General features: G+C 59.4%; 21 protein-coding genes. 6 read left to right on the forward strand and 15 right to left on the reverse strand.

Annotated elements, in window-relative coordinates; genetic code table 11:
- Window positions 1–38: 38 nt before the first annotated feature.
- From ACMGG9_RS11020 to ACMGG9_RS11040, 5 genes are all read right to left on the reverse strand, one after another.
- Window positions 39–233: a ribbon-helix-helix protein, CopG family gene (locus tag ACMGG9_RS11020; protein WP_004928567.1), complete on the reverse strand. Its 195-nt coding sequence runs from the start codon at window positions 231–233 to the stop codon at window positions 39–41.
- Window positions 234–313: 80 nt separating this feature from the next.
- A complete protein-coding gene (locus ACMGG9_RS11025; protein WP_047026131.1) occupies window positions 314–1,102 on the reverse strand; it encodes a spermidine synthase in 789 nt (262 codons plus the stop codon).
- 34 nt (window positions 1,103–1,136) lie between these two features.
- A complete protein-coding gene (fabZ, locus tag ACMGG9_RS11030) occupies window positions 1,137–1,592 on the reverse strand; it encodes a 3-hydroxyacyl-ACP dehydratase FabZ (RefSeq protein WP_033643035.1) in 456 nt (151 codons plus the stop codon).
- Window positions 1,593–1,780: 188 nt separating this feature from the next.
- Complete coding sequence (locus ACMGG9_RS11035; RefSeq protein WP_025302805.1) at window positions 1,781–2,275, reverse strand: TIGR00645 family protein; 495 nt, start codon at window positions 2,273–2,275, stop codon at window positions 1,781–1,783.
- A 94-nt stretch (window positions 2,276–2,369) separates the two neighbouring features.
- Window positions 2,370–3,569 carry an MFS transporter gene (locus ACMGG9_RS11040; RefSeq protein ID WP_414162172.1) on the reverse strand — a complete coding sequence of 400 codons (1,200 nt, stop codon included), beginning with the start codon at window positions 3,567–3,569 and terminating at the stop codon, window positions 2,370–2,372.
- 97 nt (window positions 3,570–3,666) lie between these two features.
- On the opposite strand from ACMGG9_RS11040, the gene ACMGG9_RS11045 reads away from it, so the two are divergent.
- Window positions 3,667–4,608, forward strand: coding sequence for a LysR family transcriptional regulator (locus ACMGG9_RS11045; protein ID WP_033650428.1), 942 nt, complete (start codon window positions 3,667–3,669; stop codon window positions 4,606–4,608).
- A 6-nt stretch (window positions 4,609–4,614) separates the two neighbouring features.
- On the opposite strand, the gene ACMGG9_RS11050 is transcribed toward ACMGG9_RS11045, so the two are convergent.
- On the reverse strand, window positions 4,615–4,908 hold the full coding sequence (locus tag ACMGG9_RS11050) for a SelT/SelW/SelH family protein (RefSeq protein ID WP_025159743.1): 294 nt from the start codon (window positions 4,906–4,908) through the stop codon (window positions 4,615–4,617).
- Between the two features lie 127 nt (window positions 4,909–5,035).
- Window positions 5,036–6,271, reverse strand: coding sequence for an FAD-dependent oxidoreductase (locus ACMGG9_RS11055; protein ID WP_414162173.1), 1,236 nt, complete (start codon window positions 6,269–6,271; stop codon window positions 5,036–5,038).
- A 191-nt stretch (window positions 6,272–6,462) separates the two neighbouring features.
- Between ACMGG9_RS11055 and ACMGG9_RS11060 the strand changes: the two genes are divergently transcribed.
- The 3 genes from ACMGG9_RS11060 to adhP all read left to right on the forward strand — a co-directional run bounded on the left by ACMGG9_RS11060 (window position 6,463) and on the right by adhP (window position 9,768).
- Window positions 6,463–7,248: a sulfite exporter TauE/SafE family protein gene (locus ACMGG9_RS11060; protein WP_208060191.1), complete on the forward strand. Its 786-nt coding sequence runs from the start codon at window positions 6,463–6,465 to the stop codon at window positions 7,246–7,248.
- Window positions 7,249–7,264: 16 nt separating this feature from the next.
- A complete protein-coding gene (blh, locus tag ACMGG9_RS11065) occupies window positions 7,265–8,554 on the forward strand; it encodes a bifunctional sulfur transferase/dioxygenase Blh (RefSeq protein ID WP_033643041.1) in 1,290 nt (429 codons plus the stop codon).
- Between the two features lie 197 nt (window positions 8,555–8,751).
- Complete coding sequence (adhP, locus tag ACMGG9_RS11070; protein ID WP_033643042.1) at window positions 8,752–9,768, forward strand: alcohol dehydrogenase AdhP; 1,017 nt, start codon at window positions 8,752–8,754, stop codon at window positions 9,766–9,768.
- A 60-nt stretch (window positions 9,769–9,828) separates the two neighbouring features.
- Here adhP and ACMGG9_RS11075 read toward each other — a convergent pair whose 3' ends face one another.
- Window positions 9,829–11,349 carry an aldehyde dehydrogenase family protein gene (locus ACMGG9_RS11075; protein ID WP_033643043.1) on the reverse strand — a complete coding sequence of 507 codons (1,521 nt, stop codon included), beginning with the start codon at window positions 11,347–11,349 and terminating at the stop codon, window positions 9,829–9,831.
- A 275-nt stretch (window positions 11,350–11,624) separates the two neighbouring features.
- Between ACMGG9_RS11075 and ACMGG9_RS11080 the strand changes: the two genes are divergently transcribed.
- Window positions 11,625–13,400, forward strand: coding sequence for a sigma-54-dependent Fis family transcriptional regulator (locus tag ACMGG9_RS11080; RefSeq protein ID WP_414162174.1), 1,776 nt, complete (start codon window positions 11,625–11,627; stop codon window positions 13,398–13,400).
- A 57-nt stretch (window positions 13,401–13,457) separates the two neighbouring features.
- On the opposite strand, the gene ACMGG9_RS11085 is transcribed toward ACMGG9_RS11080, so the two are convergent.
- On the reverse strand, window positions 13,458–14,375 hold the full coding sequence (locus tag ACMGG9_RS11085) for an ABC transporter substrate-binding protein (RefSeq protein ID WP_089191740.1): 918 nt from the start codon (window positions 14,373–14,375) through the stop codon (window positions 13,458–13,460).
- A 149-nt stretch (window positions 14,376–14,524) separates the two neighbouring features.
- Here ACMGG9_RS11085 and ACMGG9_RS11090 point away from each other — a divergent pair, with 149 nt between their 5' ends.
- Entirely contained in the window at window positions 14,525–15,718 is a 1,194-nt protein-coding gene (locus ACMGG9_RS11090; RefSeq protein WP_414162175.1) for an MFS transporter, read from the forward strand.
- Between the two features lie 30 nt (window positions 15,719–15,748).
- Here ACMGG9_RS11090 and ACMGG9_RS11095 read toward each other — a convergent pair whose 3' ends face one another.
- The 6 genes from ACMGG9_RS11095 to ACMGG9_RS11120 all read right to left on the reverse strand — a co-directional run bounded on the left by ACMGG9_RS11095 (window position 15,749) and on the right by ACMGG9_RS11120 (window position 22,744).
- Complete coding sequence (locus ACMGG9_RS11095; RefSeq protein ID WP_414162176.1) at window positions 15,749–16,561, reverse strand: hypothetical protein; 813 nt, start codon at window positions 16,559–16,561, stop codon at window positions 15,749–15,751.
- A gap of 22 nt (window positions 16,562–16,583) precedes the next feature.
- On the reverse strand, window positions 16,584–17,756 hold the full coding sequence (locus tag ACMGG9_RS11100) for an MFS transporter (RefSeq protein ID WP_414162177.1): 1,173 nt from the start codon (window positions 17,754–17,756) through the stop codon (window positions 16,584–16,586).
- Window positions 17,753–18,562, reverse strand: a complete 810-nt coding sequence (locus tag ACMGG9_RS11105; RefSeq protein ID WP_414162178.1) for a hypothetical protein — start codon at window positions 18,560–18,562, stop codon at window positions 17,753–17,755. Before ACMGG9_RS11105 ends, ACMGG9_RS11100 begins: the two co-directional genes overlap by 4 nt.
- A gap of 3 nt (window positions 18,563–18,565) precedes the next feature.
- On the reverse strand, window positions 18,566–20,014 hold the full coding sequence (locus tag ACMGG9_RS11110; protein ID WP_033643048.1) for a radical SAM protein: 1,449 nt from the start codon (window positions 20,012–20,014) through the stop codon (window positions 18,566–18,568).
- Entirely contained in the window at window positions 20,014–21,291 is a 1,278-nt protein-coding gene (locus ACMGG9_RS11115; RefSeq protein ID WP_414162179.1) for a glycosyltransferase family 2 protein, read from the reverse strand. The genes ACMGG9_RS11110 and ACMGG9_RS11115 overlap by 1 nt, the downstream gene beginning before the upstream one ends.
- A gap of 76 nt (window positions 21,292–21,367) precedes the next feature.
- Window positions 21,368–22,744: a glycosyl transferase family 2 gene (locus ACMGG9_RS11120; protein ID WP_096242236.1), complete on the reverse strand. Its 1,377-nt coding sequence runs from the start codon at window positions 22,742–22,744 to the stop codon at window positions 21,368–21,370.
- Window positions 22,745–22,876: the final 132 nt, after the last annotated feature.

The raw sequence follows: 22,876 nt of genomic DNA on the forward strand, positions 1-22,876 counted from the left end.
GGGCAAAGCGCGCTTCACGGTTTGTGGGGCGGGCCGCCTCAATTGCTCTCGACGCGAGGATTGGCGTGGGTCGGCTGGCTGGGATAATCCACCTGATGCTTGTGCAGATAATCGCGTATCAGCTGGCGCACCACCTGGGAAGGGGTGACGTCCTGCTGCAGGCACAGCTCTTCCAGGGCTTTCTTTTTGTCCGGGTCAATCAGCACCGTTAGCCGCGCCGTTTTCTTTTCCATCAGGATCCTCCAGAGAATGATGACTGAATGATAATACCATGTGAGCGAAGCGGCCAGCCAGACCGCGCCGCCGCTCGTCTTTAGCGGAAATGCAGCCGCTCTATCTTGCGTGACAGGTAGCCGAGTTCGCAGTTGAACAGCTCGCCGCTGCCGGCGGCCAGCGTGCGCAGCGTGCTGAGCGGCAGCGACACCTGGGCCGGCGTAGCATAAATGATCACGTTGCCGCTGGGGGCGACGCAAAACAGCACGGTGGCGAATATCCGGTGCAGGCTGTGGTACAGCAGGCTGTTTTCGTCGGGCAGATCGTGGTAATTCAGCACCAGCCAGCCCCCGTCATTCAGCCGCGCGGCGCAGTTCTCCAGGAATGTCTGGGTGCCTTGCTGCGGATCCATGGCGAACGCCGAATAAAGATCGGAGAAAATCAGATCGTAACGCGTTTCGGCGGGCGGGCGCACGAAGTCCATGGCGTCGGCGGTGCGCAGGCTGATGGTGTCGGTGGCCGGCAGCGTAAAATAGCGGCGCGCGACGGCGATTACCGCGGCGCGCAGCTCGACGACCTCCAGGCGCATAGCCGGATCGAGCGCGTGCAGCGCACGCAGCAGGCTGCCGCCGCCTAACCCCAGGATCAACGCCGACGTCGGCGGCTGCCAGGCCACCGCCATCAGCATCGCTTTGATGTAGTTGTGGATCGGCTGCGCGGGGTTGCTGAGGCTCATCTTGCTTTGCTCGCAGATGCCGTCAAACCGCAGCGTGCGGTAGTCCTTGTGATCGGAAACGATGATTTCGCCCCAGGCGTCGGCTTCGCGAGCGATCACCTGGCCACGCGGGGAGAAATCGAGGGTTCTGAGTAAGCTGTCAACCAGAGACATGGTATTCGCAGGGCTCCTTTGGCAAGCGGCCTGTTTACTTACGGGCGCACATGAAATCGGCGGTGCAAATGCGCCGGCCATCGATGCTGGCACGGCCGGTGAAGCGGGCGATCGCGCCGCGCCGGCGTACAAAGGCGACCTCCATCAACACCTGGTCGCCGGGACGGGCGGCGCGATAAAACCGCGCCCGCTGAATGGAAGCGAAGTAGTAATGTTCCCCTTCGTTCAGCGCCCCGAGATAGTAATGCGCCAGCAGACCGGTGCTTTGCGCCAGCGCTTCCACCAACAGCACGCCAGGAAAACCGGCGAAGCGCGCATGGCCGCTCCAGAACGTCGGCTCATTGGCGGTGATGTTCTTGATGGCGCTCAGCCGCCCTTCGGCGATGCAGGTGCCGGCGGGCAGCACGCGATCGACCAACAGACAGGGATAGCGATGAGGCAGAATCGCCTGAATATCGTGGAATTGCAGGGGGTGACCATGTAATGGCATGGGGGAGCGTGATCCTGTCTGCGGCGAATCCGGCGCGATGGCCGGCGTTCGGTCCATAATGAGTGTAATGACATTATAATAAAATTATCATCAGATGTGCCAGATGAAAGACATGACGGCGGCGACGGTTGGGAAACAGCGAAGGAGGGGAAGACACCCGATCCTGACGATCGGGCGTGGCGGCGCGTTTAGTGCTTGGAGCGGGTCACCTTGTCCAAATAACCCATCACGAAGGCGGAGAGCACGAAGGTGAGGTGGATGATCACATACCACATCAGCTTGTTGTCTGGCACGTTCTTGGCGTCCATAAACACCCGCAGCAGATGGATGGACGAGATGGCGACGATAGACGCGGCGACTTTGTTTTTCAGCGAGGTGGCGTCCATTTTGCCCAGCCAGCTCAGCTTTTCTTTTCCTTCGGTGATATCCAACTGCGAGACGAAATTTTCGTACCCGGAGAACATCACCATCACCAGCAGCCCGCCGACCAGCGCCATGTCGACCAACGACAGCAGGGTCAGGATCAGATCGGCTTCAGCGACGGAGAAAATGTTGGGCAGGACGTGCAGGATCTCCTGAAAAAATTTGATAGACAGGGCGACCAGGGCCAGTGAAAGGCCGAAATAAACCGGCGCGAGCAGCCAGCGGGAGGCGTACATCGCGTTTTCTAGCAAGCGTTCCATCATAAAATTGTTTTGAATGCGTAGCAAAAAGGGCGCTCAGTATAGCGCAAGAGGCCTGGGTGAAATCAACCGCTTGCGCCAGTAGAGGGCGATATCAGGCCGCTACGCGTGCCGTTTTGCGCCCGCAGCGGATCCACAGCGCCACGGCCCCCGCCGCGGTTGCCAGCGCCACGACGCCCGGCCAGCCCGCGCTTGCCAGAATGCGGCTGCCGAGGGCGGCGCCGGTCGCCATGCCGATGAATACGCCGGTGAACAAGAGGGCGTTCAAGCGGCTGCGGGCCGCCGGATCAAGACCGTAGACGATGGTCTGGTGTGCGATCAGCGTCGCCTGGATGCCCAGATCAAATCCGACGGTGCTCAGCGCAATGAGCGCCAGCTGCGCCGGGAGCGGCAACAGCGGAAGCAGAAACATCAGGGCGAAGGCGGCCAGGACCAGTGCCGCGCCGATGCGGGTCACGGCGTCAGGGCCGTGCCGATCGGCCAGGCTTCCCGCCAACGGCGCCGCCAGCGCCCCCGCCGCCCCCGCCAGACCAAACGCGCCGGCCGCCGTGCTGCCGATCTGGTAGCGCTCCGCCAGCATCAACGCCAGCGTTGACCAGAAAGCGCTGAAGCCCAATGACAGAAAGCCTTGCGCCAGCGTTGCACGCTGCAGCTCGGGATACGCGGCCCACAGATGCCCCAGCGAGCGCAGCAGCGCGGGGTAACTCAGCGCGTTATGGGGGCGAAGACGCGGCAACATGCGCCAGATAGCCAGCGTGATCGGCAAAACGCCCAGCGCCGCCAGCGCGTAAACGCTGCGCCAGCCGGCGAACTCGGCGAGCGCGCCGCTGAACACGCGCGACAGCAGAATACCGGCCAATAGCCCGGTCATCACCGCGCCGACGGTTTTGCCGCGGCTGGCCTCCGGCGCCAGCGTGGCGGCGGCGGGGATAATGTCCTGGGCGACGGTGGCGGTCAGGCCTATCGCCAGGCTGCTGAGCAACAACAGCGGGAATGAGGCGGCAAACGCGCAAAGCAGCAGCGTCAGCGTCAGCAGCGTGCCTTTGATCAGAATGATCCGCCGGCGATCGTACCGGTCGCCCAGCGGCGCCAACAGTAAAATGCCCAACGCATAACCCAACTGGGTCAGCGTCGGCACCATGCCGGCATCGGCGACGCCGGCGTGGAAATCGGCGCCCATCATGCCGAGCATGGGCTGGCTGTAATAGATTGAAGCGACGCTGAGGCCGGCGCCGGCGGCCAGCAGAAACACGACGTTGGCGGACGGGGCGCCGTTGGTGGCGGTGGTGCTCATGGCAAAGATCCCTGCAAAGTGAATGTGCGGCCATTTTTACCGCTTGCTTCATTCCGCTGTAGCCCCCTCGCAGGTAAAACTGTTATACACTTAACGTATGAATAAAATTAATTTACCCAACGGCGACCGCATAACTTTGCTGCATACGCTGGTGCGCATCGTCGAAAGCGGCAGCCTGTCGGCGGCGGCGCAGCAGCTGGGCACCTCACAACCGACGATCAGTCGGCGTCTGCAGGCGTTGGAGCAGCTGCTGGGCGCCAAACTGATCCAGCGGACGACTCACGCCCTCAAACTGACCGACGACGGCGAGCGCTGTTACCGCCAGGCGCGGGGGCTGATCGAGCAATGGCAAAGCCTGGAAGAAGGGCTGGGCGGCGCGCGCGACGAACCGGTCGGGGTGTTGCGCGTGCGGGCGCCGCACGCTTTCGGCCAGGATCAGCTGATCGGTCCGTTGGGCGAGTACTTGCGGCGCTACCCGCAAACTTACGTTGAGTGGACGCTGAACGATCATTCTCCGGACTTTATTCCCGAAGGCGTGGATTGCGCCATTCACGTCGGTGCTGTGACCGATCCGTCGGTCGTGGCGGTATTGCTGGCGGAGGTGCCGCGCAGCACGGTAGCGTCGCCGGCGCTGCTGAAGAGCCGAGAGCCGGTTCGCTGTCTTGACGATTTGGCGCGGTTGCCGTGGCTGGCGTTGAACAGTTTTTATCGCAATGAAGTGGTGCTGACCCATGTTGAGCGCGGCGAGCAGGGGCGGTTCGATATCACGCCGAGGTTGAGCACCGACAGCCTGTACGCGGTACGCAAGGCGGCGCTGGAGGGGCTGGGCGTCGCGATTGTCTCCTCCTGGCTGGTGCGGGACGATGTGGCCGACGGGGCGCTGCAAACCGTGTTGCCGGCCTGGCGCGCCGCGCCGCTGCCTATCTACCTGCTGTATCCCTACGCCAGCTATTACCCGGCTCGCCTGCGCAAGTTCATGGAAATGATGAAAGAAGTGATGCCGCGCATTCTCGGCGCGCGGCCGCCGGCGGCGGGCTGACGCCGTTCAGTGCCGGGCTTTTTTGCCGTCGCTGTGGCCGAGGGAACGCTCGGGAAAGCTGTGATCGCGCAGCCGCTGCTTTAACTGCGCCGCATCGGGGAAGCCGCCGTCAATTTTGCGATCCCAAATCATCACGCCATCGACGCTGATTTGATATACCCCGCCGGTGCCCGGCATCAGGGTGACGGAGGCGAGATCGTCGCCGAAGGTATTGAGCAGCTCTTGCGCCATCCAGCCAGCGCGCAGCAACCAATTGCATTGTGAACAGTAGTGAATCGTAACGGCGGGGGCATTTTTCATCGTTGATCGACCGGTTAGTGGTGACGGTTTGCAATCAGCCTGATGGCTCGCAAGCGATGGTGGCTGTGTATCGCCAAATAGTCAAGCGCCTGCGGAAGCCGCGAGGCGCGGATAACGATGACGGTCGCTATGGCTTGCTTTTGGCAAACCATTCGACCCCGCGCAACATGCCCGCCCAGTAAAATTTGGGTAAAAACCAGGCCTTCAGCCACCATGCCATACGGCTGGGATGCGTGTTATCGAACAGAGGAAAGGTGGGGAGCAATTTACTGTCGTAACCAAACTCCGCCAGAACAACCTTGCCTTTCTCTACCGTCAATGGGCAGGAGCCATAACCATCATACCGTGCCGCATCAGGAGCGCCGTTAAGCTGCGCCGCGATGTTCTCTGCCACCACCACCACCTGTTTGCGAGCCGCCGCCAGGGTTTTGGCATTTGGCGTGGCGCAACAGTCGCCAACCGCAAAAATCGTCTGCCACTGCTTATGCCGTAGGGTGAATTTATCCACGTCGCACCAACCTGACTCGTCAGACAACCCACTTTGCGAAATGAACGCCGGCGCAGATTGCGGCGGCACTACGTGCAGCATATCGAAGGGCAGTGTCACTTCGCGTTTGCCTTCTTCATCACCGTCCAGAGAAAAGGTCGCTTGCCGACGCTGCCCATCAACGCGAACTAAATTATGCCGGAAGTTGACCTGTGCGCGGTATTTTTTCAAGTAATCGGTCAGCGGAGGAACAAATTGCGGCACGCCGAATACCGCCGCGCCCGCCAGGCAAAAATTGACGTTAATATTATTAAGGACACCTTGTCGCTGCCAGTGATCGCATGAAAGGTATAAGGCTTTTTGCGGCGCGCCGGCGCATTTTATCGGAATTGGTGGTTGAGAAAATATCGCCTCGCCGCCTTGCATTTCACGAACCAGTTTCCAGGTGTATTCCGCAAGATCAAAACGATAATTAGAGGTGACGCCATTCATTCCCAACGTTTCTTCAAGACCCTCTATTTTATCCCAACGTAAAACGAGGCCGCAGGCAACAATAAGGAAGTCGTAGTTTATTTTCTGCCCTTGGCGAGTCTCGACATATTTTTGGCCGGGCTCCACTCTGACCGCGCTATCCTGAATCCATGCGGTTCCTGGGGGGATGACGGCGCGCATGGAACGCCGCGTTTTATTGATATCAAAGAGCCCGCCGCCCGCCAGGGTCCATGCCGGTTGATAATAATGACAGTCGCCAGGTTCAATTACCGTTATATCAATGCCTTTAACTCGCTTCCTTATGCTTGCCACGACGCTTATTCCAGATGAACCACCGCCAATAACAACAACTTTTTTCTGGGTGTTTATTTTTTCCGGTTTCATGCAGGCCTCCTTTCATAAGAAAGTAGGGGGTTAATGCCCAGATTAAAAGGGAATTCATAGAACTTATGGTTATATTGAAAATCACATATTCGATTTAGCTATATGTAATAGCCAAATGTAATAAGTTATTTGACAATCAATGCGAACTGATCGTTAATAAATGCCACAAACACCGTTCAGGAATTAACGCATTGGATTTTTTCCATTTTACTTTTTATACCCTGATGTTATTGGTGATAACCGGAGGAATAGTCGGATTTCTCTTGGCCCTGACAGGCGGAGGCGGCTCCATCGTTTGTGTGCCGCTGCTGCTGTATATGGTGCAAATCCCGGATACGCATTTGGTGATAGGCACCAGCGCCATGGCCGTCGCCGTCAGTGCGCTGCTCAACCTTTTTGCGCACGCCGCCAAAGGAAACGTCCGGTGGCGAACCGGCATTGTCGTGTCGCTGGTCGCGGTGGCCGGGACGCTGGCAGGTTCACAGATGGGAAAAATCACGGACGGGCGCTATCTAACCCTGCCTTTCGCTTTGCTGATGCTGATTGTCGCCGGATTAACGCTGAAAAAAAATCACCGGGGCGGCAACGGGTTGGCTTCCCCGGATGCAACCTTTCATCCCGCCATCGTGTGGCCCAGCGTGTTGGCGCTCGGCGCGGTGGCCGGCTTTCTGGGTATCGGCGGCGGATTTTTAGTGGTGCCGGCGCTGCTCTGGTTTTTCCGCTTTTCGCTGCTTGAAGCGGTGGCCACCTCGCTGGTGGTGGTTTCTGCCATGGGTTTATCGACGAGCGCAAGCTATGCCTTGTCCGGCAAGGTGTCGCTCGTCATTACGTGCTGGCTGATCGTCGGCGGTGTTCTGGGGGGCGTCGTGGGGGTTGCGCTCACCGAACGCCTGAAGAAACGCGAGGACATTATCCGTGTGCTCTACGCCGCCATGCTCTTGGTGCTGGCCCTTTATATGCTTTTTAAAAGCTTATAAGACAGAAGGAAAAAATATGCGCATCCGTACATACCATCATCAGCTCTCCTTTTCGGGGGCGCCCGCAGCGAGTGATTTCGCTACCCTGCATCAACAAGGCTACCGGCTTATCGTCAACAACCGGCCAGATGAAGAACCGGGGGAGCATCTATCCCATCAGCAAGAGAAAACGCTGGCTGAAGGCATGGGCATAGACTACGTCTATCTTCCTTACACGTTCGACACGCTGACCTGGGAGACCGTTTATACCTTCCATTACCTGTTGCGGCGGGGCAAGAAGACCCTGGCGCACTGCCGGAGCGGGGCGCGCTCAGCCTGCCTTGCTCTGCTGCATGCGCTGCGCGAAGGGCGGATCGATGAAGCGCGATTCCGCAGCCAATGCGAAGAATATGGCGCGGATGCCGATAAGGCGCTCAGCTGGTATCGCCGGCATCAGTCCGTTCAGTCTCATGCGCAAGTGCACGCATTTTATGAGCCGGAAAGCGGCAGCCTGCAGTATGTCGTCGCCGATCCCGAGGCGCGTCGCTGCGCCATCATCGACCCGGTACTGGATTTTGACCGCCGATCGGGCACGGTATCGCATCAGCAGGCGCACACCATTTTGAGCTTTATCCGGCAGCAAGGATGGGGCGTGGCCTGGGTGCTGGATACGCACCCGCATGCCGACCATTTTTCTGCCGCAACCTGGCTGGCGCAGAAAACCGGCGCCCTCAGCGGCATAGGCGAAAAAATCACCGCCGTGCAGGGGCTGTGGCAAGACATCTATAATTTGAAGGAACTGCCTCCCGCCGAGACCGTGTGGGATGCGCTGTTTGCGGATGGGGACGTCTTTTTTATCGGCAACCTGCGCGCTGAAGTCTTGCTGTCTCCTGGCCACACCCTGGCTTCCGTCACGTATCACATTGCCGATGCGGCGTTTATTCACGATACGTTTTTCATGCCTGACAGCGGCACCGCAAGGGCCGATTTCCCCGGCGGAAATGCGGAAGCCCTGTGGGATTCGCTGCAGCGGATCTTGAGCCTGCCAGCGGATACCCGCCTGTTTACCGGCCACGATTATCGCCCGGCGGGGCGTGAGGCCCGCTGGGAAAGCACCGTGCGAGAGCAGCGCGAGAACAACCCCTGGGTGGCCAACATGGATAAAGCCCAATTTATCGCGCAAAGAAAGCAGCGAGACGCCACGTTGCCGCATCCGGAATTGATGCTGATGGCGCTGCAGGTCAACATTCGCGGCGGCGTTCTGCCTGATTGCGAAGATGATGGGCGGCACTACCTCAAAATCCCTGTTAATCGCTTCAAGGGGTAAATCAAGCCAGAGAGGCGCGATCGTTCACGGCTGCCAAGCTCAAGGCGATCGCGCCGTCTGTTAATGGTTTTTTATGAAATAATCAGACTGATTCATATTTAATTATTTGTTTTTACACAAAACACGCGGCGCTTGCCCTCGCCGAATACAGTCACTACATTAACAACTGTACTTCCCACACTGCTAAGGAAAACACCATGAAAGCTGCCGTAGTGACGAAAAACCATACTGTAGACATTCAGGATAAAGTGCTGCGCCCGCTGAAGCACGGCGAAGCGGCGTTGAAAATGGAGTGTTGCGGGGTGTGCCACACCGATTTGCACGTGAAAAACGGCGATTTCGGCGAGGTGCCGGGCATTACGTTGGGGCATGAGGGCATCGGCGTGGTCTCCGCCGTCGGTGAGGGCGTCACCTCGTTAAAAGTGGGTGACCGCGCCAGCGTCGCCTGGTTTTACCAGGGTTGCGGCCACTGCGAATACTGCGTCAGCGGCAACGAGACCCTGTGCCGCTCGGTGAAAAACGCCGGCTACAGCGTTGACGGCGGCATGGCGGAAGAGTGCATCGTGGTGGCGGACTACGCGGTGAAAGTGCCGGACGGGCTCGATTCTTTCGCCGCCAGCAGCATCACCTGCGCCGGCGTCACCACCTACAAGGCGGTGAAGATTTCCGATATCAAGCCGGGGCAGTGGATCGCCATCTATGGCCTGGGCGGGCTGGGCAACCTGGCGTTGCAGTACGCCAAGAACGTGTTTAACGCCAAAGTGATCGCCATCGACGTCAATGATGGCCAGCTGGAGTTCGCCAAACAGATCGGCGCCGATCTGACTATCAACTCCAAAACGCAAAACGCGGAGGAGATCATTCAGCAGCAAACCGGCGGCGCTCACGCGGCGGTGGTGACGGCGGTGGCGAAAGCCGCCTTCAACTCTGCGGTCAATGCGGTGCGCGCCGGCGGTAAAGTGGTGGCCGTGGGGCTGCCGCCGGAGAGTATGGATCTGAGCATTCCGCGCCTGGTGCTGGACGGCATTCAGGTGGTGGGTTCGCTGGTGGGCACGCGCGAAGATCTGAAAGAGGCGTTCCAGTTCGCCGCCGAAGGCAAAGTGACGCCGAAAGTGACCAAACGGCCATTGGGCGATATCAACGCCATCTTCGAGGAGATGAAGGCGGGCACCATTCGCGGCCGCATGGTGATCGATCTCGGCATGGCGAAGTAGGCCACGCGAAAAAAGAAGGCCACCTGCGGGTGGCCTTCTTGTTATCTCATTACGCCGGCTTCAGAATAGGCCCAGCGGTTTGGCGTCGTAGCTGACCAGCAGGTTTTTCACCTGCTGATAGTGCGACAGCGCCGCCTTGTGGGTCTCGCGCCCGATGCCGGAGTTTTTGTAGCCGCCGAACGCGGCGTGCGCCGGGTACAGGTGGTAGCAGTTGGTCCATACGCGGCCGGCCTTGATCGCGCGTCCCATGCGGTAGGCGCGGTTGATGTCGCGGGTCCACAGCCCGGCGCCCAGCCCGAACTCGGTGTCGTTGGCCAGCGCCAGGGCTTCGGCCTCATCCTTGAAGGTGGTGACGCCAATCACCGGCCCGAAGATCTCCTCGCGGAAGAAACGCATGCTGTTGTCGCCGGTGATCAGCGTCGGCTGCAGGTAGAAACCGTTTTGCACTTCGTCGCCGCGCTGAGCGGGCTCGCCGCCCGCAACGATTTTGCCGCCCTCGTTTTTAGCGATGTCGATGTAGGACAGGATCTTGTCGTACTGCTGTTTTGACGCCTGGGCGCCGATCATGGTCTCGGTGTCGAAGGGATCGCCCTGGCGGATGGTGGCGATACGCGCCAGCACTTTCTCCATGAACTGCGGGTAGATGGACTCCTGGATCAGCGCGCGTGAAGGGCAGGTGCAAACCTCTCCCTGGTTGAAAAAGCCCAGCACCAACCCCTCAACCGCCTTGTCGATAAACGCCGGCTCCGCCTGCATGATGTCTTCAAAATAAATGTTCGGCGATTTGCCGCCCAGCTCGACGGTGCTGGGGATGATGTTCTCCGCCGCACAGGCGAGAATGTGGCGGCCGACCGGCGTGGAGCCGGTGAAGGCGATTTTTTCGATGCGTTTGCTGCGCGCCAGCGCTTCGCCGGCCTCGGCGCCGAAACCTTGCACCACGTTGAGCACCCCCGGCGGCAGCAGATCGCCGATCTCTTCCATCAGCACGCTGATGCCGAGCGGCGTCTGTTCCGCCGGTTTCAGCACCACGCAGTTACCGCCGGCCAGCGCCGGCGCCAGTTTCCAGGCGGCCATCAGCAGCGGGAAGTTCCACGGGATAATCTGGCCGACCACGCCCAGCGGTTCATAGATATGGTAGGCCACGGTATTTTGGTCGATCTCCGCCGCGGTGCCTTCCTGCGCGCGCAGGCAGCCGGCGAAGTAGCGGAAATGGTCGACCGCCAGCGGCAGATCGGCATTCAGGGTTTCGCGGATCGGTTTGCCGTTGTCCCAGGTTTCGGTCAGCGCCAGCATCTCCAGCCGCGACTCGATGCGATCGGCGATGGCCAACAGCACATTGGCGCGTTCCTGCACGCTGGTTTTACCCCAGGCGTCCGCCGCCGCATGCGCCGCGTCAAGCGCCAGCTCGATGTCTTTGGCGTCGGAACGCGGGAATTCGGCGATCGGCTGGCCGGTCACCGGCGAGGTGTTGGTGAAGTAGTTGCCGGATACCGGTTCGACAAATTTGCCGCCAATGTAGTTGCCATAGCGTTGACGGAACGAAACCAGCGAGCCAGGCAAACCGGGGTGAACATATTTCATGTGAAGCACCTCTCTGCAGATGATAACCGGCGCTATTGCGCTGCGCCTGTGAGTGCGGCCTGTCGCCGCAGCACAGAGAAGCACGCCCCGTGCCAGATTAGCGACGGACGTAGCGTTATTTAAAAAATGGCTATTTATTAAAACGTTAAGCACTGATGTGGGTAAGCCAATCGAGCGGTGCCGCTGCCGCCGATGATTTTTTGTGTTCCGTGTCGCAACGCCTGATACACATCTATGATACATATTTGCAACACTTGCAGCCGGGGGAGAAACGCATGTTGCCTGACGACCGCTTGCTCACTGAGAGCGCCAGTTTGCTGACCCACCCGCTGGCGGAATCCTGGCAGCGCAGCCGCAGTTACGGCCTGACGCGCGCCGATCAACATATCCCGTTTATCAAAGCCGGTCTGCTCGAAGAACTGCGCAGCCGCAACGACTGGGTGCCGCAACGGGTACAGCCGCTGATCGAACAGTTGGGCGCGCAAATTACGCGTCAACCGGCCATCGTGGTGATCGCCGACGCCGACGGGCTGGTGTTGGAAACCCGTGGCAATCACGATTTTCTGCACAAGGCGTCGCGCTTTGCGCTGGCGCCGGGCAACCAGTGGGGAGAAGCGGAGCGGGGCACCAACGCCATCGGCACTGCGCTGGCGCTGGGCGCTTTCTGCGAAGTGCGCGGCGATCAGCATTTTCTCAACCAAAACGCCGGATTGAACTGCACCGCCGCGCCGATCTACCGGCCGGATGGCCATATTGCCGGCATACTGGATCTCTCTGCCCCGGCCCAGCGCCCGTATCCTGATGCGCAGCGTCTGATCATGCAGGCGGTGCGCCATATCGAACACCGCTGGGTCAGAAGCGCGATCGCCGATCGTCACTGGACGCTGCGCCTGCACGCCGACGCTGGCCGCCTGGGCAGCGCGCAGGAACTGCTGATGGTGTTTCACGACGAAGTGCTGATCGCCGCCAATCGGCTGGCGATGGTCGAGTTCCAACTCTCGCCGGCCGCATTCGGCTCGCTTGAATTCGCTCAGCTGTTCCCCGATCTGTTGCGGCAACCCTCCGGCGCGCCACGCCAGACGCTGGCCGGCAATCAACGGCACTATTATTCGCTGCTCGAGGCGCCCCAACGCCGCGTTAGCGCTCTGCGTTCGACGCCGCCGGCGGAACGGCACGACGAGCAGCATCAGAAAGCGTTGCGTATTCTCAACGCCGGCCTTTCTCTGTGCGTGACCGGCGAAACCGGCTGCGGCAAGGAGCACTTCAGCCGCCGCCTGTTTCAGGAAAGTCGCTGGCGCAACGGCAACTTCGTGGCGATCAACTGCGCGGCGCTGCCGGAACCGCTGATCGAGTCCGAACTGTTCGGCTATGCGCCGGGGGCGTTTACCGGCGCCAACCCCAAAGGCTATATCGGCAAGATCCGCGAGGCGGACGGCGGCGTGCTGTTCCTCGATGAAATCGGCGACATGCCGGCGGGCCTGCAAACGCGCCTGCTGCGGGTGTTGCAGGAGAAAACGGTCACGCCGCTCGGCAGCCGCAGCGCCTATGCGGTCGATTTCGCGCTGGTTTGCGCGACGCACCACGATCTGCATCGGCAGGTGCAAACGGGGGCGTTTCGCGAAGATTTATTGTATCGCATACAGGAATACAGCCTGCGCATCCCGCCGCTCAGAGAGCGGGCGCAATTGGAGACCTTCATTCTGCAGCTGTGGCGGGAGCTGGGCGGCGAACGGCGCGACATTCGCCTGTTGCCGGAGGCGCTGGCGATGCTGGCGCGCTATCCGTGGCCCGGCAACGTGCGGCAATTGTTAAGTACGCTCAAGGTGCTGCTGGCGCTGGCGGACGATCGCGCGGTGATCACCCTGGACGATCTGCCGCAGTCGATCGCGGTACTGTCGCCGCGCCAGGCATGCGCCGACGCCGGCGGCGAGGATCTGCAGGCGGCGATCGACAGGGCGGGCGGCAATCTCAGTCGGGCGGCGAAGGCGCTCGGCGTTTCGCGCAGCACGCTGTACCGCAAGCTGGGGAGGCGAAGAGCGGCAGAGGAATGAAGCTTCTCGATTGACGGGCGATAAGGCCCCGCTGCGCGGGGCCTGTTTGTTGCTCTCTCAATCCCCCAGTCCCGGCGGGTTAATCTCGGAATGGGCAATCTTCTCGTCGCTCTCCGCCCAGCGATCCAACACCTGCAGATAACTGCCGTTGGCGATGGCGCTGTTGAGCGAAGCCTGCACCGCGTCCACCAGGCCGTTGCCTTTCTTCAGCGTGACGGCGATGTTGGCGGTCTTCGGCCAGCCGCCGGGCACGATGCCCACCAGCCGGGTTTTACCGGTCAGCCGCGCCTGATAAGCGCCGGAGACGTTGGGCCCGAAGGTGGCGTCGGCGCGGCCCGACTGAATGGCCAGCGTGGAGGCGGCCTTATCGGTGACGTACACCGGCTGCAGCGGCGCTAATCCCTTGGCGCGGTTTTCCTTGTCCCAGGCCAGCAGCACCGCTTCCTGATTGGTGCCGGAATCGACGATGATCTTTTTACCGGCGATATCCGGCGCCGTTTTGATCTGGGTGATTTTACTGTCGGACTTGACGTAGAAGCCCAGCGTATCCTGCCGATAGGTGGCGAAATCGAATTTGGTTTTGCGTTCGTTGGTCACGGTGATGTTGTAAACCGCGGCGTCATATTTGCCGGAGGCCACCCCCAGCGGCCAGTCTTCCCACGACGTGGGCACCAGCCTGAGTTTCAACCCCAAACCGTCGGCCACCAGGCGCGCGATGTCCGCCTCGCTGCCGATCACCGTTTTATTGTCGCGGGCGTACAGGCCGAACGGCGGGCCGCTGCCCAGCAGGGAAATGGCGACCGTCAGCGTGCCGGGTTCCACGAACCGGAAGCCGGCGGGGATTTTGGCCACGGCTTCGGCGCTCTTCACCGTGTGGATCGGCGTTTCGTTGGCGACGAGATCCACGCCCGGTGCGGCGGCGGCGGAAAAACTCAGCAGCGCCGCAATCACTATCATCTTTTTGCTATATATCATTATGTTAATTACCTTCATTATTATGGGTGTCACACGGTCGTTGCACTATCTCTAAAGGCTGCAGATCTGTGAACGAACAAAATCAACTAACCAATCTTGGAAAAATCATGAGGCGCCTCTGGCGGCGCTGAATCGATCGAGGATGAACCATGTCGTCGCGTTTCGCTACGTTGGGCCGCATACCGCGCGGCGTGTGGGTATTGGGTGGCGTGAGCCTGCTGATGGACGTTTCCTCGGAAATGATCCATAGCCTGTTGCCGCTGTTTATGGCGACGACGCTCGGCGCCAGCGTGATTGTCATCGGGCTGATCGAAGGGCTGGCGGAGGCGACGGCGTTGATCGTCAAGGTGTTCTCCGGCGTGATCAGTGATTACCTCGGCAAACGTAAAGGGCTGGCGCTGCTGGGCTATGGGTTGGGCGCCATCAGCAAACCGTTTTTCGCCATCGCGTCGTCGTCCGGCATGGTGATGAGCGCGCGCCTGCTGGATCGCGTGGGCAAAGGCATTCGCGGGGCGCCGCGTGATGCCCTGGTGGCCGACGTGACGCCGCCGGAAATTCGCGGCGCGGCTTTCGGGCTGCGCCAGTCGCTGGATACCGTCGGCGCCTTTTTAGGGCCGCTGCTGGCCGTCGGTCTGATGCTGCTGTGGCACAACGATTTTCGCGCCATCTTCTGGGTGGCGGCGATCCCGGCGGCGCTGGCGATTGCGCTGCTGTTTTTCGGCCTGAAAGAGCCGGCCGCCACGATAACCCACAAGCGCACCAACCCGATCACTCGCGCCAACCTGCGGCTGCTGGGGCGCAGCTATTGGTGGGTGGTGAGCATCGGCGCGATCTTCACGCTGGCGCGCTTCAGTGAAGCATTCCTGGTGTTGAAGGCGCAGCAGGGTGGCACGCCGCTGGCGCTGATCCCGCTGGTGATGGTCGCCATGAATCTGGTCTACGCCTGCTCGGCCTATCCGTTCGGAAAACTGTCCGACCGCATGAGCCATGAAGGATTGCTGAAAGCCGGGTTGCTGGTGCTGATCGCCGCCGACCTGGTATTGGCGCTGAGCGATCATTGGGGCGGGGTGCTTTTTGGCGTCGCGCTGTGGGGCGTGCACATGGGCATGACCCAGGGGCTATTGGCGGCGATGGTGGCACATACCGCGCCGGCGCACCTGCGCGGCACCGCGTTCGGCATGTTCAATCTGATCAGCGGCGTGGCGCTGCTGCTGGCGAGTCTGGGGGCCGGAACCCTGTGGGAGCTGTTCGGTTCCGCCTCCACCTTCTACGCCGGGGCGCTCATCTGCGTGGTGACGCTTATCGGCATGAAGCTGGCGCCGTTCGGCGAACGGCGGCCGTGAAAGCGGCGGCGCTCAACGCCGCCGCGCGGTTTACGCCGGATGGGCGTCATTCTCGTTGCCGCCAATCGCCAGGTAATCCGTGTAGATTTGTGGCGCGCCGGAGAACGACGCCAGTGTTTTCCACTCGTCGTACATGCGTTCGGTGTCCTGATGCTCGGCCACGAACCTGAGCGCTTGCTCGGTTGAGACGTCGAGCTCCGGATGGAACGCGTTGAGCGACGCCAGACTTTCAATGATCAGCATCACCGCGTATTGGTCCAGCCGGTTGCCGCTCTGGCCCTTCAGCAGGTGAAACTTCCAGCCCGGGTAGTCTTCCACGCGGTGGATGTTGTCGGTAATGAACCGTTCAAACCGCTCGGGCGAGACGCCCGCTTTAAGCGCCAGGTTATGAATGCCGATGACACGCTGAATGCTTTCCTTCCCTGGTTCGCTGCGGTAATTGGGGCCGGGCGGCAATGAACTGCGGCTATTCTCGGCCACCAGATGGTAACAGGTGTAAAGGGTCGGCAGTTCGGCGAAGGTCGCGAAGGTTTTCCACTCCTCAATCAGCGCGGCGGCCTCCGGACGCTGCCGCCAAAAGGCGTGCGCCTCGTCGGTCAGCTCGCCGTTGCCGTCGATATAGCGCGCGTAGGTGGCGGCGTCTTTAGCCTGATACACCATCAGGTACTGATTTTCACGCTCGCCGCGCAGGCCGCGCAGCAGCGTCCATCGCCAGCCGGGATAGGCCGGGATGGCGACGCCTTTATGGCGAACGAACGCTTCGAAACGATCCGAGGCGACGCCCCGTTTCAGGTTGATTCCCACGTAGTGCAGGGAGAAAACCGGCGTGGTTGATGCATGCATTAAACGATCCTCGCAAGTTAAGTTAGTGAGATGTGTTCGTCACGGCTTTGGCGCTGATGCTGACAAGCAACAGGCACAGCAACGTGCAGCCGAACGCCAGGGCCAGGCTGGTGTAATTGGCGATAAAACCGATCAGCGCCGGGCCGGTTAATAAGCCGAGATAGCCGACCAGCGTCACGGCCGGAAACGCCTGGCCAGGCGGCACCTGTTTTTGATTGCCGACGGCGTTGAACAGAATGGGAACGATGTTGGCGATGCCCAGGCCGGCGAGCATCAACCCGCCAAAGGCGGCCGATGCCAGAGGGGCGGTGACGGTCAACAGCACGCCCGCCGCGGCGCACAGGCTGCCGAGCAACAGAGTGCGGTAGCGCCCGATTGCGCCGATCAGCCTGTCGCCATACAGCCGCCCGCAGGCCACGGCGACGGCGTACAGCGTGAACCCGATCCCCGCCTGCGATTTGGCCACGCCGCGCTCGGCATGCAGGAATAATGCCGACCAGTCGAGCATCGCCCCCTCGGTCAGGAACACGAAGAAACAGAGCAGGGCGATAAACAGGATCTTGCCGTGGGCCAGCGCCCACCGCGCGCCGCCCCGTCGCCGCTCGCCGATGCCGCCGTGCGCCAGTAAATCGCCGGCGACGATCAGCAGCAGGATCGCGATGAGGAGGGCGATCAGGCCGATGGCCTGGGCCGGGGCGAGGCCCGCCAGCAGCAACAGACTGACGCCGCCGGCGCCGGCAATGCCGCCAAGGCTGTAGAAGCCATGAAAGCCGGACATTTTCGCCTGGCCGCTCTCCCGCTCGACGATTATCGCCTGTGAGTTCATCGCCACATCCATGATGCCGTTGACGGCGCCAAATACCCCCAATGCCGCCCCCATCAACAGCGGAGCATCGAGTAACGCCAACAGCGGCAAGTCGATGCACAGCAAGGCGCCAGCGCCCAGCAACACGGCGCGGCACCCCAGTTTGGCGATCAGATACCCGGCGAAGGGCATGATCGCCATGGAGCCGGCGGCGAGGCAAAACAGCAGCAAACCGAGCGCGCCGTCATTGATGCCCAATCGCGCTTTCACGAAAGGGATCAACGGCGCCCAGGCGGCCATGCCCAACCCGGCGAGGAAGAAGATCGCTCGGGTGGCGATTTGCCGGCGATGATTCTCAGCGGCCTCGCCGGTTAGCCAAGGCAGCATCATGACGATCGGCTCTGTGCGACGGACAGATAATCGGTATAAATCTGCGGTGAACCGGAAAATGACGCCAGTTGCTTCCACTCTTCATACATTTGCTTGGTGTCGCGATGCGCTTTGGCGAAGGTTGCCGCTTCGGCGGTGGCGATATCGGGCTCCGGATAGAACACGTCCAGCGCCGCCAGGCTGACGATTTCCATCATCACCGCGTACTGATCGAGCCGATTGCCGCGCTCTCCCTTCAGCAAGTGAAACTTCCAGCCCGGATAATCCTCAATGCGATGGTGATTTTCGGCGATAAAGCGTTCGAATTGCGCCGGGGTCACGCCTTCGCGCAGCGCCAGATTGTGGATGCCGATAATGCGCGCCTCGGGCGGTTCGCCCGGCCGTTCCCGGTAGCGCGGGCCGGGCGGCACGTCGCTTTTTCTGTTCTCAGCCAGCAGGCGATAATCGCTGAACAGCGTCGGCAGCAGGCTGTAGGTGCCCAGTTTTCGCCACTCGGCGAGGATTTCCTGCGCGGCGGCATGCCGCCGCCAGAATTCGTGCGCGTGCGCCGTTCGCTGCCCGGTGGCGGTGACGTAACGATCGCGCTGCTCGGCGCTGTTAATCTCGTACAGCATCAGGTATTGCCCGACGCGTTCGCCGCGCAGGCCGCGCAGCAACGTCCAGCGCCAGCCGGGATAACAGGGGATATGCACGCCTTGTTCGCGCACGAAGGTTTCAAACTGTTGTGGCGTGACGCCGGCTTCGGTATCGATGCCGATGTAATAAAAGCTGAATACCGGTTTGGGATCGGAGACTGTCGTCGTCATCTTTCACTCCTGATTGGCGAATGCGGCGGAAAATTGGGTATTGATAATGGCTTCGACCAGCGTGACGCCGATGGGCGTGAGCGTCACGCACGGGCCATCGACAGTGACCAGCGCTTTATCCACCAGGGTTTTCAATGTGCGGCGGATGACCGGGTTAGCAAACAGGCTGTTGCCGTCAAAGCGCCGTTTAAACACCCGATCGTCCACCGGCAGCAAGGTGGAGAGCGCCATTTTGAAGGCGTTCACTTCACGCTGGATCGGGGAGAAACCGCGGCTTTCCTCGATGGGCAGGCGGTCTTGGTTGAGCGCCTCCTTGTACTTCTTGTAACCGGTGATGTTGATGGCTTCGGATCGCGTCGATTTGGAGCTGCCGCCCAAACCGATCGCCACTTCCGGATACTGCTTGTCGAGATCGGTGATGAGCGCTTTCCACTTTTCCGGCTGTTGATCATTGCGGTGAAAGTACATGGTGGGGTGTTCGGTATAGCCGCCATTCAGGTAGTTCTCGACCAGCTCGCGCATTTGGTACTGTTTGCCCAGGCCAGGGAAGCGCAGGTTGTTGATGCTGATCAGCCCCTTTTTCTGCCACAGGCTTTCGCGCTCGCCCGAGACGCCGGTGCGATTTTTAATAAACTCATCCATGTGCAGCTTGGTGCAGACGACGTGCGACAGATTCAGCTCGAGGGTTTTTTCCATGTCGTATTTCACGTCGTCCACGCTTTGGCCCAGCATGCCGTAAATGAGATCCACGCTGACCCAATCAATGCCGAGCGCGCGCGCATGATGAATGGTCTCCACGCACTCTTCGGCCGAGTGCATGCGCCCGCAGGCGGTGATGATGTCGTCATTGAAGGATTGGGTGCCGAAACTGATTTTGCTGAAGCCGAGCTCTTTCAGCAGTGCCAGATAGGCTTTGTTCAGGGTGCCGGGCTCCCCTTCGAAGCGCAGGGTGGCGTTGGTGAAGTTAAAGTGGCTGAAGTAGAAGGCCATCATGCGGCGCAGTTCCGGCTCCGGCAGCAAGGACGGCGTGCCGCCAAAGACGTTGAATTCACCGATTTCCACTTCGGCCAGGCTGGGCACGCGCGCCAGCCACATTTGCGCCTCCTTGATGTTGAAATCGACCAAATCGCGGAATACCGCCTGAGAGGCGGGCGCCTTGGGATTGAGGATCACCGTGGGGTACTGACAAAAATGGCAGCGATAGCGGCAGGTCGGGATATAGGCCCAGAGGTGGATTTTGCCCGCCTGGCGAATGTCGGCCTCCATATCGGCAAAAAACGCGGCCAGCGGGTAGTCGACGAGATCGCCGGGGAACACGTGACAGCCGAACGGATCCTTATGGACGTACTCCAGAAAGGCCCGGTTTTCCGGTTGCGCCAGGAACGCGTTCACCCGCGGCGTGGGATAGTTTTCATCGATATCCAGCAATGAGTGCAAGGCTTCGTCGTTCATCAGAATACCCCTCCGTTGCCGAAATAGTTGTGGGCTTCGCCGGACTCGCGGTCTTCACAGAAGTAATAAACAAAGCGGGTGAAATCCTCGTCTTTGACCGTATCGAAGCAGGCCGGCAATGCGGGCGGGAAGCCGATATCGTCACCGACGGAGCGCCGCATGGCGGCAAACAGCGCATCGCGAAATTCGAGGTAGAGCCGATAGGCGGGGGTTTTATAGGCATGGATCGGTTTGAAATCGATGAGGCGCATCTCGTGTTTCAGCTCGTGAATGCGGCGGTAGAGGCTGTCGGCCAGCGGGCCGGAGAAGAAATCGCGCACTTCGCTGTTTTCCAACAGCAGATACGGATTGAGCAGCACCGGCAGTAAGATATTCTTTGGCGTGTAGTCCTTGACCGAGTAGTCCCAGGCCAGTTTCGCCTCCGCCGGCGTGGCGTCCGCCAGCGCGGTTTTCTGTCGCTCAACGTCCGGCCGGACGTCCTTCATGATAATGATGCCGTCCTTGCCGTAGGCGATGCCGTTGATCACCTCATCGAGAATGGTGTCCACCCGGCGGCTGTTGATCTCAACGTAAGCATGGCGAGCGTAAACCGGCTTGCCGCCGTAGGCGATGACCTTAATGCCGAAGTCCCAGTCGTCGGACAGGTGTTCGACAAAGCGGCCATGGTTGAGCTGGTAGAAGATTTCGATGCCGCCTACCGCGTCATACAGGCTGCGCTCCACCCCGAACCCTTTGCCGTCGGGGAAGCCGCCGAACAGGGAGAACGAAAATTCGCGCAGACGCAGCGTTTTTTGGATCTCGCGGAACAGGTTGGGGCGGTGCTCAAACTCTGCGGGAGGGTAGTAATAGTTGCAGGTGCCCAGGTCGCCTTGTTGCTCGATCATGGTATTCACCAGCTCGTAAAGCCAAAATGCATCCACGGTGCAATCGGCATCGGCGGAAACGATATAGTGCTTGCGTTTATTTCCCAGCCGGCTGTCGCGGGCTTTAGAACGCAGCGACGCATAGTCCATGCCGCGTTTTCTGGCCGAGGAGACACCCTGCACCGTTTCGGCGATAACATGAATGGCCATAGCCGGATGCCTTTCACTAAACGCGTTTATTTTAGCGACGGAATCATCGGTGGAGTTGTTATCAACGACAATCAGTTCGTAAGTGTCGTGGGTGATTAATTCATTCTTGGTGTGCTGATTGAACAGCGAAAGTAAAACCGCCTCAATACGGTCGCTTTCATTATAAACGGGCAGTACGACAGACACAAAAACAGTATCACGCATAGATCCTCCAAGGGCTAATGAAAGTCCACAGTTAGAAATGGCTTGTCTGAAAATGAAATGTCACGTCATTCGATGATTAGCTGATATTTAAGAACTCCATGACGTTGTTGGATAAAATCCGCTTGCCCAGCGCGTAATTCTTTTCCGCCACGCGCTTCATCTTCTCCTTGTTATTAATGAACCGGTAGACGTCCTGGATGAATTCGTCGTTCGGCGGCCCATCCTGTAACTCGGAGATCGGCATGACGGGCGCTTCAAACCCATGCCGGCCGTAGACTTCGTGATAATATTCGTAGCGAGTGGTGATATAGCAACGGCGGCAACTGATCGCTTCGCCGATAGGATTGCCATAGCTATCATAATCATACGAGGTGAGAAAAGAGACCAGGTCGCAAGAGTGATAGAGGTCCTCTATGCAAAACGCGTCGTTTTCCGAGCGCATATCGACATGAGGAAGCATGCCGACGAATTTGACATAGGGGAGAACATTCAGTTCCTGCGCCAATTTTGCGAGTTGCAGATAACATGACGGATTTTCATATTCATTGCCGGCGATCGCCAAATAGGCGCGTCGCGTGTTGTGGTCGCGGATAAATAAATCGTTCAGCCGGCTGATCAGAATAATATCGCGGTCCAATCTTTTCTGAGGGATGATGCGGGTGGTTCTGGCAATGAGAAGATCATTGTCGCGAATATTCATCTGCTTTCTGACATTCGTTCTTTCGTGACTGTCCGAGAAGTCATAGGTATTTTTCTTTACCTCGACATGGACATCATGATTGCACCAGGCCTCCAGCTTTTGCTTCAGATCGTGATTGAGCGTGACATAGGTAATGTATTTTGAAGGGATAGGTTTGATGGCGTGAGAATAAGGTGGCGGGCCGTATTTGAGCACCTTTTTTTCGCTGTTCCACATCAGGTCATGATCGCGCCAGATGACGAAACGCGTCAGTCGATAACGTCGGCCATAATCTTCGATCGCCAGATACAGCGCTTTGGTATAGATGATGTTTTCCGGCAGCGTGCCGTTTTCCACCACCACATGGCTGATTGCGAGCGCTTCCCATTGGGCGATGAGGCGATCCGCCAGCTGCCGCGCCGTCAACGCGATGGTATGCAACAAAGCGGCTTTTTCTTGCTCGTCAATGGGCGTTTTCTGGCCGATCAACGCCGCGTGCGCGTACTCGAGAAAGGCGGGGTGGTAATCTGGAATCGACGTGATGTCGTCCAGGCGGACCAGCGTAAAGACATCGCGGTAGATGTCATGCTCATGCTGATAGGGTTTATTAAAGTTTCCCTTATCAATCTTGATGTCGTATCCCAAATCAAGATAAGAGCGAAATCCACAGGCTTGCAGTCGTTTGGCAATCTTCATTGCTTCCACCGTGATCCCTGAGACCGAGACGGCATCGAACGAAATGAACATTGCATTCTTCTCTTGCCTTTCGTGCATCGCAGTACCTCCTGCTATTATTTGTAGTGCATTGATTTAAATTAACTATTTCTTAACAAGTCTCCGGTAACGTTCCCAATTGAGTGGAAAAAGAATCGTTTTGACGCTCTGGAATACACTCAAATCTGACAG

Source organism: Serratia sp. BNK-10 (assembly GCF_047456065.1).
Lineage (GTDB): Bacteria > Pseudomonadota > Gammaproteobacteria > Enterobacterales > Enterobacteriaceae > Serratia > Serratia ureilytica.